Consider the following 13,248-nt stretch of genomic DNA (forward strand, 5'->3'; position numbering starts at 1 on the left):
ATTGGAGTAGGGCAATGAAAAGGTATTTATTTGTGGTTTTGGCAGCGTTAGTGCTGACCGGTTGTCCGTCCCGGACGCCTGTTGCACCAACGACACCGCCCGTCACCATTGAACCGGTAACACCCCCTGTCGTTGAGACACCTCCGCCGGTAGACACCGTGCCGCAGCCACCGAAAGTGCAATCTATCGATTGGGCTATCAGTGTCGAGCCGTTGGTGGCGAAAATGGTGAATAACAACGAAGTGGCGAATGGCAGCATTCTGCTATTGGATAGCGTTAAAAACAACACCAATGGTGCATTGCAAACGGCGAAAGCCACCGCCGCATTACATCAAGTGCTAGCGGCGAATAAAAAGTTTGTTTTGATCTCGCCGCAGCAATTAGCCGTTGCTAAGCAAACGCTGGGACTTTCGGAAGAAGATAGCCTGGGGTCGCGCAGCAAAGCGATTGGTTTGGCCCGCTATGTCGGCGCTCAATATGTGCTGTACAGCGATGTGAGTGGTGATGTGAAGTCGCCAACCATTGAAATGCAATTGATGCAGGCACAATCAGGCGAAATCATTTGGTCAGGTAATGGCCCGGTTCAGCGCTGATCTCTCTCTGTATGCATTCATTGACAGCATAAATCCGGCGATGAAAATCGCCGATTATCACTTTAGTCCGGTCGCGGGGCTAACCGGTGAAAGCTGGCGTATTACAGCACCCAATATTGACTGGTTGGCACGTCAACAATCACTAGCCAAACGTCAGTTGGGGGTGAATCGGCGGCGGGAACGAAAACTGTTACGACACGTGGCAAATCAGCATTTCTCACCGGCCATTATTGCCGCCGATCAGCACTGGTTAGTGGTTAATTGGCTTGAAGGTGACGTTGTCACTAATGAGCAATTTATTGAATTATCAGATAATGGGCAGTTGCCACAGTTATTGGCCCGTCTGCATCATCTGCCCATCAGCGGCTACCGTCTCGACTTGCGCCGTCAGTTAACCCGCTATGGGCAATTGATTGACTCAACGCGCCGCTCACCTGCCTGGTTGCGCCGCCAACATGACTTTCTGCGCCGCCCGCTACCGCAGCCTATTAAGTTGGCGCCGTTGCATATGGATGTCCATCCCGGCAATGTGTTAATGACCCCAACCGGGCTGAAACTGATTGATTGGGAATATGCTGCCGATGGGGATATCGCATTGGATATTGCGGCGCTGTTTCGCAGCAATAACTGGTTATTGCCACAACAACATGCCTTTTTACAGCACTACTGCGCGAGTGAGCAGGGATACCCTGACATCAAACGCTTATCACAGCAGATACAGCGCTGGTTACCGTGGATTGATTACCTGATGCTGATGTGGTTTGAGGTGCGCTGGCAGCAAACGGGTGATGAGACATTTTTACAATGGGCGTCGCCACTGCGCCAGCGGTTTAATTTATCGTTTTAATTCGTAACGTTACCCAAAGAAATTGGCGTAGCAGCCAGGCAAATCGACCCCCTGTGGCGACCCCGTCCGAGGGGTATTTTATTGAATGAAGTGAGGTTGTTGTGGGACCAGTAATGTTAGACGTCGCCAGCTATGAGCTGGATGCTGAAGAGCGTGAGATTTTAAAACACCCACTGGTGGGCGGTCTGATTTTGTTCAGCCGTAACTTTCATGATGCGGAACAGTTGCGTGAGCTGGTTCGTCAAATCAGGGCGGCCTCTCGTGAGCGTCTGGTGGTGGCCGTTGACCAGGAAGGGGGCCGGGTGCAGCGTTTTCGTGATGGCTTTACTCGCCTGCCTGCGGCCCAGTCGTTTGCCGCTATTAATGATGCAACTACGGCAGCTAAGCTGGCGCAAGAGGCCGGTTGGCTGATGGCGGCAGAGATGATAGCGATGGATATCGATATCAGTTTTGCGCCGGTACTGGATATCGGCCATGTTAGCGCCGCTATTGGTGAGCGCTCTTTCCACAGCGAGCCACAACAGGCTCTGGCAATGGCGGAATGCTTTATCCGAGGCATGACTAGTGCCGGGATGAAGACCACCGGTAAGCATTTCCCCGGTCATGGTGCGGTCACCGCCGACTCCCATAAGGAGACGCCACATGATAATCGACCACTGGCAGAAATCCGCACTCATGATATGGTTATATTTCGCGAGTTGATCGAGCGGCGACTGCTGGATGCCATCATGCCTGCTCACGTGATTTATACTGAAGCTGATGCGCGCCCGGCCAGCGGCTCGGCGTATTGGCTCCAGCAGATATTGCGTCAGGAATTAGGTTTTGATGGCATTATCTTCTCAGATGATTTATCGATGGAAGGTGCTGCGATAATGGGCAGTTACGCCGAGCGCGGGCAGGCTTCGCTGGATGCCGGTTGCGATATGATTTTGGTGTGTAATAACCGCCAGGGTGCCATCAGCGTGCTAGATAACCTGTCTCCGGTCAAAGCGGATCAGGTTGCGCGCTTGTATCATTCTGGGCAGTTTGAGCGTCAATCATTGATGGGGTCATCACGCTGGCAACAGGCGAATAAGGCATTAACTGCACTCAGCGAACGTTGGGATGCACATAAGAGCCAATTGAAATAAGTTATATACTCTAAATAATTCGAGTTGCAGCGGCCTCAACGAGGTGAGGCTCACGGATGGGCCGAGTAGTGAGTGTAGCCAACGCACATGCAGCTTGACGTATGACAAGTATAAGTCGCGAGGATAAATATGATCGTCTATTTACATGGTTTTGATTCCAATAGCCCTGGTAATCACGAGAAAGTCCTGCAACTGCAATTTATCGATCCAGATGTGCGTTTTATCAGTTACAGCACCTTGCATCCTCGACATGATATGCAGCATTTACTGAAAGAAGTGGATAAAGCCATTCAGCAGGGTGGTGATGTCAAACCACTGATTTGTGGTGTTGGTTTAGGCGGGTTTTGGGCCGAGCGCATTGGTTTCCTGTGCGGTATCCGCCAGGTTGCTTTCAACCCGAATCTGTATCCGCAGGACAATATGGGCGGTAAAATCGACCGCCCAGAAGAGTATGTTGATATCGCCAGCAAGTGTATTAATGACTTTCGCGAGAAAAATCGCGATCGTTGCCTGGTGGTGTTGTCTCGTCATGATGAAATGCTTGATAGCCAGCGAACTGCGGGTGACCTACATCCTTATTATGAAATTGTTTGGGACGAGAAACAAAACCACAAGTTTAAGGATCTTTCACCCCATCTTCAGCGCATTAAAGCCTTTAAAACTCTTGGCTAGCGTAAAGTGACTGCTGAGCTTAAAACAGTCGGTTTGTTAAAGATTGGTTAATTGTAAAGCCTATAACGTTCTGCTAACCGGTTTGGGAAAGGGAGTTTAAATCCTTTATCCAGGCCGTTTTGTTGCTTAAAAACGGCAAAATAAGATTTTTCCTCGCTGCAAATAGAAAAATTCTAAACTGTGACTAAACGCTAACTATTTGAATCCTATTCCAGAAAGATTCTCTATGCTGTCACTTTAATCAAAAAAAGTTGATATATATCAATTTTGGTATGACCAAATAACCCTGCATGATATTCTGGCTACAGATTATTGATTTAGCATCAGCGAACCCTATGTTATCTAAGGATATTATTCTTTTACCCTTAGCTAACAATTGGTTCACATTTAGGGGGTCATTTTGACAACGCCGAAGAAGAAAATCGTTATTATTGGTGGTGGTGCCGGCGGTCTTGAGCTGGCGACGAGTCTGGGCCATAAGCTGGGCCGCAGCAAGAAAGCGGATATCGTTCTGGTTGATCGCAACCACAGCCATCTGTGGAAACCGCTGTTACACGAAGTAGCCACGGGTTCTCTTGATGATGGCGTCGATGCGTTGAGCTATCTGGCTCATGCGCGTAACCACCACTTTAACTTCCAGTTAGGTTCCTTAACTGACATTAACCGTGAAACCAAAACCCTCAGTTTGGCTGAGATTTGCGATGAACACGGTGATGTGCTGGTGACCCAACGTGAATTGACCTATGACATTCTGGTCATGGCCTTAGGCAGTACCTCTAACGATTTTGGTACGCCAGGCGTAAAAGAGAACTGCATTTTCCTTGATAACCCGCATCAGGCACACCGTTTCCATAATGAAATGCTGAACCTGTTCCTGAAATATTCAGCGCAACCGGGTGAAAAAGGGAAAGTTAACATTGCGATCGTTGGTGGGGGGGCTACCGGTGTGGAACTCTCCGCAGAACTGCACAATGCGGTGAAACAACTGCATAGCTACGGTTTTGAGGGCTTGGACAATCAAGCACTGAATGTGACGCTGGTGGAAGCTGGCGAGCGGATTCTACCCGCATTACCCCCGCGCATTTCAGCGGCCGCGCATCAGGAATTGATTAAACTCGGCGTGCGCGTGCTGACCAAAACCATGGTGACCAGTGCGGACGAAAAAGGTCTGAACACCAAAGAGGGTGAGTTTATTAACGCTGACCTGATGGTGTGGGCGGCGGGGATCAAAGCACCGGACTTTATGAAAGATATCGCTGGGCTGGAAACCAACCGTATTAATCAGTTGGTGGTGGAACCAACACTGCAAACGACGCGTGATGCGAATATCTTTGCTATTGGTGACTGTGCTTCTTGCCCGCAGGCAAGTGGCGGTTTTGTTCCCCCGCGCGCGCAGTCGGCTCACCAGATGGCCAGCCGTTGCTACAGCAATATTCTGGCGTTGCTTAATGAGCAGCCGTTGAAGCCGTATATCTATAAAGACCACGGTTCACTGGTTTCTCTGTCGAAGTTCAGCACTGTGGGTAGCCTAATGGGCAACCTGATGCGCGGTTCAATGATGGTCGAAGGGCGTGTTGCTCGTGTGGTGTATATCTCACTGTATCGTATGCACCAGGTGGCATTACATGGTTATACCAAGACTGGCCTGATGATGCTGGTGGGTGGGATTAATCGGGTTATTCGCCCGCGCTTGAAGTTACACTAATCGCCTTCTCACTTAAACAAACCGCTGCCGTTAATAAAAGGTGGCGGTTTTTGTTTGCTCAATCTCAGGCACTTAACGCTAAAAGTGTTCGCCCGTAATGTAAAATTTGCAGCATAAAATTTCGCAGTCGCAAATACCCACAGTCGGATTCCTCCTAAACATATTCATTTACACCTATTATCTGGGTTTTTAGTCCATTTGTCTTATTGCTAGCTCAAACGACTTTGTGCAGACTCCATGGTGTTTACAGACGGCGAGTCACGCACGCCGTATTCCGCTAATCAGAGACAGCCTTTGGTGTCGGAAACTGTCAGATTTTCTGTTTTTACGCTGGAATTCTGGGGCAGAAGATGCGTGGTAACACTTTCAGGAGGATTTCCTGTGAACAAATCAATGTTAGCAGGCGTGGGTATCGGTATTGCGGCCGCTCTGGGAATTGCCGCAGTTGCGAGTATGAATGTTTTCTCTGGCGCGCCGCAATATGCACAAGTTATTGCGGCGACACCGATTAAAGAGACGGTCAAAACGCCTCGACAGGAATGTCGTAATGTAACGGTCACTCACCGTAAACCAGTGCAAGATGAGAATCAGATTGCAGGATCAGTGTTAGGTGCTGTAGCGGGTGGGGTTCTGGGACATCAGGTTGGGGGCGGGCGAGGTAAGGATATCGCTACTGTTGCCGGTGCATTGGCTGGCGGATATGCCGGTAACCGTGTGCAAAGTAATATGCAAGAAAGTGATACCTATACCACCACTCAACAGCGTTGCCAGACTGTCTATGACAAGTCACAAAAAATGCTGGGATATGACGTAACCTACAAAATTGGTGATCAGCAGGGAAAAATTCGTATGGATCGTGATCCAGGTACGCAGATCCCGATCGATAAAAATGGTCAACTAATACTGAACGACCGAGCATAATACAAAATCTGTTGTCCAAGACCTGGTACCAAGAACCCGCGATTTAGTGCTAATTCTGATCGTTTAAACAGAACATGTTTTTGCCGCAAACCCGGCAAAAATTTAAGCGAGTGGCATTAGCATTAACGCGGGTCTCTCATTGCTGAGAAACCCGCATTAACTCGCTGATTAACCTACCCGATGCTGTGCAAAGGCGGCCAACAACTCACTGATAAATTTCAGTCGCTGTGAACGATCAGTTAAATCCTGCATAAACTTCAACTTGGTTGGCCCTTCCAGGCGGTATATCTGTGGCTGGCGCTGTAATAGCCCAATCAGATAGACAGGATCGACTTTGTTCTTATCACTAAATTCAATAAAGCCACCGCGCTCATTACCTTCAATTCGTTTGATGCCCAATTTTTGTGCCTGCTGGCGTAACTCTGCGGTGTGCAACAGATAACGTGCTGGATCGGGCAGTTTGCCAAAACGATCGATTAACTCCACTTTTAGCTCATCAAGTTCCGTCTCATTGCGGGCACTGGCGATACGCTTATAGAATGAAAGCCGAACATTCACATCTGGAATGAAATCTTCTGGCAGCAGCACCGGCATGCGCAATTCAATTTCAGTTTGATTGCTGGTCAAATCTTCCAGAGATGGCTCTCTGCCTTCTTTCAAAGCATCAACCGCGCTTTCCAGCAGCTCCATATAGAGTGAGAAGCCAATGGTGGTCATCTGGCCGCTTTGGTCTTCACCTAACAGTTCACCCGCGCCGCGAATCTCCAGATCATGGGTTGCCAGCGCAAAGCCGGCACCAAGATCTTCCAGTGAGGCAATCGCTTCCAGCCGCTTTTTAGCGTCCGTGGTCATCGCTTTCGGATTCGGCGTCAGTAGGTAAGCATAAGCTTGATGATGTGAACGCCCAACCCGGCCGCGCAATTGGTGTAGCTGCGCCAGGCCAAAGTGATCAGCGCGCTCGATGATAATAGTATTGGCGCTAGGAATATCAATACCTGTTTCGATAATGGTGGTACAGACCAAAACGTTGAAACGCTGATGATGGAAATCATTCATCACCCGCTCCAGATCCCGTTCACGCATCTGGCCGTGACCGATAGCAATGCGTGCCTCAGGAACCAGCTCCGCCAGACGTTGTGTGGCCTTCTCAATATTTTCCACATCGTTGTACAGGTAATAAACCTGCCCACCGCGCAGAACCTCACGCAGGATGGCTTCGCGAATAACCAGGCTGTCGTACTCCCGTACAAAGGTTTTCACTGCCAGGCGCCGCGCCGGTGGGGTGGCAATAATCGACAAGTCGCGCATGCCGCTCATCGCCATATTCAAGGTACGCGGAATCGGTGTGGCTGTTAGGGTCAGAATATCCACATCGGCACGCATCGCTTTGATCCGCTCTTTATGACGAACACCGAAACGATGCTCTTCATCGACAATCAGCAGGCCGAGATCTTGCCAGCGCAGGTCACTTTGCAGCAACTTATGGGTGCCGATAATGATATCGACTTTACCTTCAGCGGCTTGCTCCAGAATCACTTGCTGCTCTTTGGCACTGCGGAAGCGGGACATCATTTCTATCCTGACCGGCCAAGTGGCGAAGCGATCACGGAAGTTATCGAAATGCTGTTGGGCAAGTAGTGTAGTGGGGACCAATACGGCTACTTGCTTATTATTGGCAACCGCGAGGAACGCAGCACGCATTGCCACTTCGGTTTTACCGAAACCAACATCGCCACATACCAGGCGATCCATCGCCAGCGGCCGACACATATCGCTGAGAACCGCATTAATGGCCTGTTCCTGATCTGGCGTGGTTTCAAACGGGAAGCTTTGGCAAAATAACTGGTATTGCTCGTGGTCATGTTTGAATTTAAAGCCAGACTTGGCGGCGCGCTGGGCATAGATATCCAGCAGTTCGGCTGCCACGTCTCGCACTTTCTCGGCCGCTTTTTGTCGTGCCCGCCCCCAGGCTTCTCCGCCCAGTTTATGCAGTGGCGCATTTTCATCAGCACCGCCGGAATAACGGCTAATCAGATGCAAAGATGAGACTGGCACATACAACTTATCTTCACCGGCGTAGGTCAGTATCAGGTATTCAGCTTTGATGCCGCCAGCTTCGAGCGTGGTTAAGCCCAGATAGCGGCCCACGCCATGTTCCAGATGAACCACTGGCTGGCCGGGGCGCAGCTCGGCCAGGTTGCGGATTAGGGTATCGGTATTGATGGTACGCCGATTATCCTGCCGACGGCGGCTGACGCGCTCGCCAAGTAGGTCACTTTCACAAATCAGCGCTAATTGTTTATCGGTATCGAGGAAGCCGCGTTCACTGGCGCCGATCATCAGATAATGACCGGGAGCCGCCGCTGGTGGTAACGCTGTAATCAGGCTCGGGCTGATTTTTATCCGGGCCAACAGGTCTTGTAGCGTTTCTCGTCGGCCTTCGCTTTCGACTGAAAACACGATGCTGCCACTGAATGTTTCGATAAAGCGGCGCAGGTTATCCAATGGCGCTTTTTGCTGTGCTTGCACAGCCACATCAGGCAGGGGCTGATAGTGCAAATTGGTATTGGCAGCTTTAGTCGGCAGTGGATCTGTCTTGAACTGGAGCCGAGGCCACTTTTTTAGCTCAGTGAACAGCGAATCAACCCGTAACCAGAGCGTATCGGGTGCCAGCAATGGGCGCATTGGGTCAACACGGCGGCTTTCAAAGCGCTGATTCACATCTAGCCAGAAACGCTCAGCGGAACCTTCCAGATCGCCGGTATTCACCAATAAGGTATTTTCAGGTAAATAACTGAACAGTGAGGGCAACGGTTGGCTAAAGAACAAGGGTTGCCAATATTCGATACCCGCAGGCCAGATGCCTTTACTCACTTGCTGATAGATGTGTTCAGCGTCGCGGCGAACTTCAAATTGTTCACGCCATTGGCTACGGAATAACTCGATTGCGGTTTTGTCTATCGGAAATTCATGCGCAGGCAGGAGGTTTATCTGTTCAACTTCAGACAGCGTGCGCTGCGAATCAACATCAAACACGCGCAGACTGTCAATGTCATCATCAAAGAAATCAATTCGATACGGCTCTTCGCTGCCCATTGGATACAAATCAAGCAATGCCCCACGGGTCGCAAATTCACCATGTTCCATTACCTGATCAACACTGCGGTATCCTGCCTGCTCAAGTTGCGCGCGTAGTTTATCACGCGACAGATGCTGGCCTTTTTTCATCACCAGCGCATGGCCGTGTAGGAATTCATGCGGGCATACGCGTTGCATCAGGGTATTAATCGGGAGAATAATAACACCGCGATCCATCGTGGGCAGATGATACAAACACGAAAGGCGCGCTGAAATAATATCCTGATGCGGCGAGAAACTGTCGTAAGGCAGTGTTTCCCAATCGGATAGGGTGCTTACTGGGCGGAGTGAGAATTGTTGCACCTCATCACGCAGGCGCAGGGCCGTTTGCATGTCAGGGGTAATTAACATTACCGGGCCATCATGGCGCTCAATGATTTCCGCACATTCCACCGCGCAGGCTGAGCCAGTCAACTGACCTAATTGACGGGTATCACCAGGCCGCTGCGGCAATGAATAACGATATTGTTGGGACATAAGCAGTTAAACAGTCTCTTAGTTTGTATACCCGCCGCCCTTCAAGAGGCAGAGGTGTTGGCTGCCCTTGCTCACCCCAATCACTTAGTTATCTAAGCGCTTGAGTATTAATGAGCCTTCACCCTATGGGCTAGCATAAATGCTATTCAAATCGGTTGCTTACCGACTTTTTACTTGGGTGCCGCCTACCGGCATGACCAAGTAACAGGGATAGCGTTAACCCATGTTGCCGTTCAGCAGGACAGTATCAGCACAACAGATGACAAATTATCTCGGCGGCTATCCTAGCACGTGAGGGGGCATAGCCACAGACTGGCACCCTGATTTGGAATAAAAGCCAGAGATATATCCAATAGATCTCAAGATGCAGGAAGGCGGCAAGCGAGAAATCCCGATGAGCTTACTAAAGTAAGTGATTCGGGTAAACGAGCGCGGCCAACACACCTGTAACTTGAAATATGAAGGATATAGGCGGTTAATGGTTCCATAAAGGCGTAGTACCCTTTATTATCCTCGATCACTTTGCTTTAGCAACAGGATCTAAACAGATTTCATGTATCAACCTGTCGCACTATTTATTGGTCTGCGTTACATGCGCGGGCGTGCATCTGATCGCTTCGGTCGGTTTGTCTCATGGCTTTCTACTATTGGCATCACGCTTGGCGTGATGGCGCTGATCACGGTACTGTCGGTGATGAATGGTTTTGAGCGTGATTTGCAGAATAATATTTTGGGGCTGATGCCGCAGGCGCTGATTACCACGCCACAAGGTTCTCTCGACCCGAACAAAATCCCCGCCTCAGCATTGAAATCACTGGCTGGTGTTACCGATATTGTGCCGCTGACCACTGCTGATGTGGTGTTGCAGAGTGCACGTAATTTGGCGGCAGGTGTGATGCTGGGTGTTGATCCCGAGCGTCATGAACCACTGGCCGATTATTTGGTTAACGTGCACCTGAAGGATTTACAGCCGGGGAGTTACAATATTATCCTGGGCGAAAAACTGGCGGGCCAGTTGGGTGTTAAACGTGGTGAAACATTGCGTTTGATGGTCCCTAGTGCCAGTCAGTTCACGCCAATGGGGCGCATTCCTAGCCAACGGCTGTTTAATATCATTGGAACATTCGCCGCAGACAGTGAGGTGGATGGCTACCAAATGCTGGTTAATCAGCAGGATGCATCACGTCTGATGCGTTATCCCGCGGGCAATATTACCGGCTGGCGTCTATTCCTTGCACAACCGCTGTCCGTTGATAGCCTGAGCCAACAGGTGTTGCCAGAAGGCACGGTATGGAAAGATTGGCGTGAGCGTAAAGGTGAGCTGTTCCAGGCGGTGCGTATGGAAAAAAATATGATGGGGTTGCTACTTAGCCTGATTATTGCCGTCGCAGCCTTCAATATTATTACCTCGCTGGGTCTGTTAGTGATGGAAAAACAGGGCGAAGTGGCCATTTTGCAAACTCAAGGATTGAGCCGCCGTCAAATTATGCTGGTCTTTATGGTGCAGGGGGCTACCGCTGGGGTAATTGGCGCATTACTTGGTGCCGGGCTGGGTATTTTACTCGCCAGCCAATTGAACACGATTATCCCGATTCTCGGTTTATTGATTGATGGTGCCACCTTGCCGGTGGAAATTAACCCGGTACAGGTCGCCGTGATTGCTCTGTTGGCGATGGCGATTGCCTTGTTGTCCACGCTTTATCCTTCCTGGCGCGCTGCCGCCGCACAACCTGCCGAGGCTTTACGCTATGAGTAACCATCCATTATTACAGTGTTTAGATTTGTGCAAACGCTATCAGGAAGGGCAATTGCACACTGACGTATTGCGTAATGTGTCGTTCACTATCGAAGCTGGTGAGTTGATGGCGATTGTCGGCAGTTCCGGTTCAGGTAAAAGTACCTTATTGCATCTGCTGGGTGGTCTGGATTCCCCAACCTCCGGCGAGGTTATTTATCAGGGCCGTTCACTGAATCAGCTCTCTTCCACCGCGAAAGCGGAATTACGTAACCGAGAGTTAGGTTTTATCTATCAATTCCACCATTTACTGCCTGATTTTACCGCATTGGAGAATGTCGCAATGCCACTGTTAATCGGTGGAGCCAAACCCGCAGAGGCGCAGGATAAAGCCCGGGCGATGTTGACCGCGGTAGGGTTGGAAAAACGGAGCAAACATCGGCCGTCTGAGTTGTCTGGTGGTGAGCGTCAGCGGGTGGCGATTGCCCGTTCGCTGGTGAACAACCCGTCACTGGTTTTGGCAGATGAACCGACCGGTAACCTGGACCAACGTAATGCTGACAGCATCTTTAATCTGTTAGGTGAATTGAATGTTCGCCAGGGGACGGCATTTTTAGTGGTAACTCACGATTTGCAGTTAGCAAAACGTATGAGCCGCCAGTTGGAAATGCGCGATGGCCAGCTACAGCAACACTTGACACTGGTGGGGGCTGAGTAATGGGTGTGTCGCCACTTTCACTCTTAATCGGCTTACGGTTTAGCCGTGGCCGCCGTCGTGGCGGTATGGTGTCATTAATTTCAGTGATATCTACCTTGGGTATCGCCTTGGGTGTTGCAGTATTGATCGTGGGTCTAAGTGCGATGAATGGCTTCGAACGTGAGCTGAAAGATCGCATTTTGGCCGTGGTACCACACGGCGAAATTGCGGTGGTTAATCAGCCGTTCAGTGGCTGGCCGCAAACTCTACAACGGATTGAAAAAGTGCCCGGTATCGTAGCGGCCGCCCCTTATATCAATTTCACCGGCCTGATTGAAAATGCCACACAACTGCGTGCAGTACAGGTTAAAGGTGTTGATCCGCAGGCAGAACAGCGCCTTAGCGCATTACCCAGCTTTGTGCTTGATCATGCTTGGGATAATTTCAAAGCGGGTCAGCAGCAGATTATTTTAGGTAAAGGTCTGGCTGACGCATTAGGTGTGAAACAGGGGTCATGGCTGACAGTAATGATCCCGAATAGTGATCCTGAAATGAAACTGCTGCAACCTAAGCGTATTCGCTTACAGGTCGCCGGTGTTTTTCAGCTCAGTGGCCAGTTGGATCACAGTCTGGCACTGGTTCCTTTAGCTGATGCCCAGCAATATTTGGAAATGGGTGACAGTGTCACTGGTATAGCCATCAAGGTCAATGATGTATACAACGCGAACAAACTGGTGCGAAGTGCCGGTGAAGTGAGCAATGCGTATGTTTATATCAGCAGTTGGATTGGCACTTATGGCTATATGTACCGCGATATCCAGATGATTCGTACCATCATGTACTTGGCCATGGTGCTGGTGATAGGTGTTGCCAGTTTTAATATTGTGTCCACCCTGGTTATGGCTGTTAAAGATAAAAGTAGCGATATAGCCGTGTTACGCACATTAGGGGCCAAAGATGGTCTGATCCGTGCAATCTTTATCTGGTATGGCTTATTAGCCGGACTTATCGGCAGTATCAGCGGGGTGATAGTGGGGGTGATTGTCTCGATGCAATTGACCAACATTATCCGTGGGCTGGAGCGGCTGATTGGTCATCAATTCTTGTCTGGCGATATCTATTTCATTGATTTCCTGCCGTCAGAATTGCACTGGTTTGATGTGGCCTGCGTATTAGCCACCGCGCTGGTGCTGAGTTTAATTGCCAGTTGGTATCCTGCACGTCGCGCAAGTCGTATTGATCCGGCTCGGGTATTAAGCGGGCAATAATTACCCCCGTTATACTTCAAGCCGCATCTGCGTTGGCTGCTTTCGTTTACCCCCAGTCACTTGTT

Annotated in this window: 10 protein-coding genes; 9 read left to right on the forward strand and 1 reads right to left on the reverse strand. The window is 50.0% G+C overall.

Features of this window, described 5'->3' with window-relative positions:
* The first annotated feature begins 14 nt into the window (after positions 1–14).
* The 6 genes from lpoB (at position 15) to V1956_RS11495 (ending at position 5,868) form a co-directional block, all read left to right on the forward strand.
* Positions 15–593 carry a penicillin-binding protein activator LpoB gene (gene lpoB, locus V1956_RS11470; RefSeq protein WP_372559260.1) on the forward strand — a complete coding sequence of 193 codons (579 nt, stop codon included), beginning with the start codon at positions 15–17 and terminating at the stop codon, positions 591–593.
* Between the two features lie 40 nt (positions 594–633).
* Complete coding sequence (gene thiK, locus V1956_RS11475; protein WP_420071271.1) at positions 634–1,440, forward strand: thiamine kinase; 807 nt, start codon at positions 634–636, stop codon at positions 1,438–1,440.
* A 113-nt stretch (positions 1,441–1,553) separates the two neighbouring features.
* Complete coding sequence (gene nagZ / locus V1956_RS11480; RefSeq protein ID WP_372559259.1) at positions 1,554–2,570, forward strand: beta-N-acetylhexosaminidase; 1,017 nt, start codon at positions 1,554–1,556, stop codon at positions 2,568–2,570.
* Positions 2,571–2,699: 129 nt separating this feature from the next.
* Entirely contained in the window at positions 2,700–3,242 is a 543-nt protein-coding gene (ycfP, locus tag V1956_RS11485) for an alpha/beta hydrolase YcfP (protein ID WP_083158536.1), read from the forward strand.
* 400 nt (positions 3,243–3,642) lie between these two features.
* Positions 3,643–4,947: an NAD(P)/FAD-dependent oxidoreductase gene (locus tag V1956_RS11490; RefSeq protein WP_083158537.1), complete on the forward strand. Its 1,305-nt coding sequence runs from the start codon at positions 3,643–3,645 to the stop codon at positions 4,945–4,947.
* A gap of 381 nt (positions 4,948–5,328) precedes the next feature.
* Positions 5,329–5,868, forward strand: coding sequence for a glycine zipper 2TM domain-containing protein (locus V1956_RS11495; RefSeq protein WP_372559258.1), 540 nt, complete (start codon positions 5,329–5,331; stop codon positions 5,866–5,868).
* Positions 5,869–6,036: 168 nt separating this feature from the next.
* Here the strand turns inward: V1956_RS11495 and mfd are convergent, their stop codons facing one another.
* A complete protein-coding gene (gene mfd / locus V1956_RS11500) occupies positions 6,037–9,483 on the reverse strand; it encodes a transcription-repair coupling factor (RefSeq protein WP_442825136.1) in 3,447 nt (1,148 codons plus the stop codon).
* A 553-nt stretch (positions 9,484–10,036) separates the two neighbouring features.
* Here mfd and lolC point away from each other — a divergent pair.
* Genes lolC through lolE form a run of 3 tightly spaced genes read left to right on the forward strand, consistent with a single transcriptional unit; the run spans position 10,037 to position 13,183 of the window.
* A complete protein-coding gene (lolC, locus tag V1956_RS11505) occupies positions 10,037–11,239 on the forward strand; it encodes a lipoprotein-releasing ABC transporter permease subunit LolC (RefSeq protein ID WP_372559256.1) in 1,203 nt (400 codons plus the stop codon).
* Entirely contained in the window at positions 11,232–11,936 is a 705-nt protein-coding gene (lolD, locus tag V1956_RS11510; protein ID WP_083158541.1) for a lipoprotein-releasing ABC transporter ATP-binding protein LolD, read from the forward strand. Before lolC ends, lolD begins: the two co-directional genes overlap by 8 nt.
* Entirely contained in the window at positions 11,936–13,183 is a 1,248-nt protein-coding gene (gene lolE / locus V1956_RS11515; RefSeq protein WP_372559254.1) for a lipoprotein-releasing ABC transporter permease subunit LolE, read from the forward strand. Before lolD ends, lolE begins: the two co-directional genes overlap by 1 nt.
* Positions 13,184–13,248 lie beyond the last annotated feature (65 nt).

The sequence above is a fragment of the Yersinia sp. 2540 StPb PI genome (genome assembly GCF_052217165.1).
GTDB classification, from domain to species: domain Bacteria; phylum Pseudomonadota; class Gammaproteobacteria; order Enterobacterales; family Enterobacteriaceae; genus Yersinia; species Yersinia enterocolitica_E.

Bases quoted from the DNA above. Each gene is read 5' to 3' on its own strand.
- lpoB (WP_372559260.1), top strand. From the start codon at position 15: ATGAAAAGGTATTTATTTGTGGTTTTGGCAGCGTTAGTGCTGACCGGT.
- thiK (WP_420071271.1), top strand. From the start codon at position 634: ATGAAAATCGCCGATTATCACTTTAGTCCGGTCGCGGGGCTAACCGGT.
- nagZ (WP_372559259.1), top strand. From the start codon at position 1,554: ATGTTAGACGTCGCCAGCTATGAGCTGGATGCTGAAGAGCGTGAGATT.
- ycfP (WP_083158536.1), top strand. From the start codon at position 2,700: ATGATCGTCTATTTACATGGTTTTGATTCCAATAGCCCTGGTAATCAC.
- mfd (WP_442825136.1), bottom strand. From the start codon at position 9,483: ATGTCCCAACAATATCGTTATTCATTGCCGCAGCGGCCTGGTGATACC.
- lolC (WP_372559256.1), top strand. From the start codon at position 10,037: ATGTATCAACCTGTCGCACTATTTATTGGTCTGCGTTACATGCGCGGG.
- lolD (WP_083158541.1), top strand. From the start codon at position 11,232: ATGAGTAACCATCCATTATTACAGTGTTTAGATTTGTGCAAACGCTAT.
- lolE (WP_372559254.1), top strand. From the start codon at position 11,936: ATGGGTGTGTCGCCACTTTCACTCTTAATCGGCTTACGGTTTAGCCGT.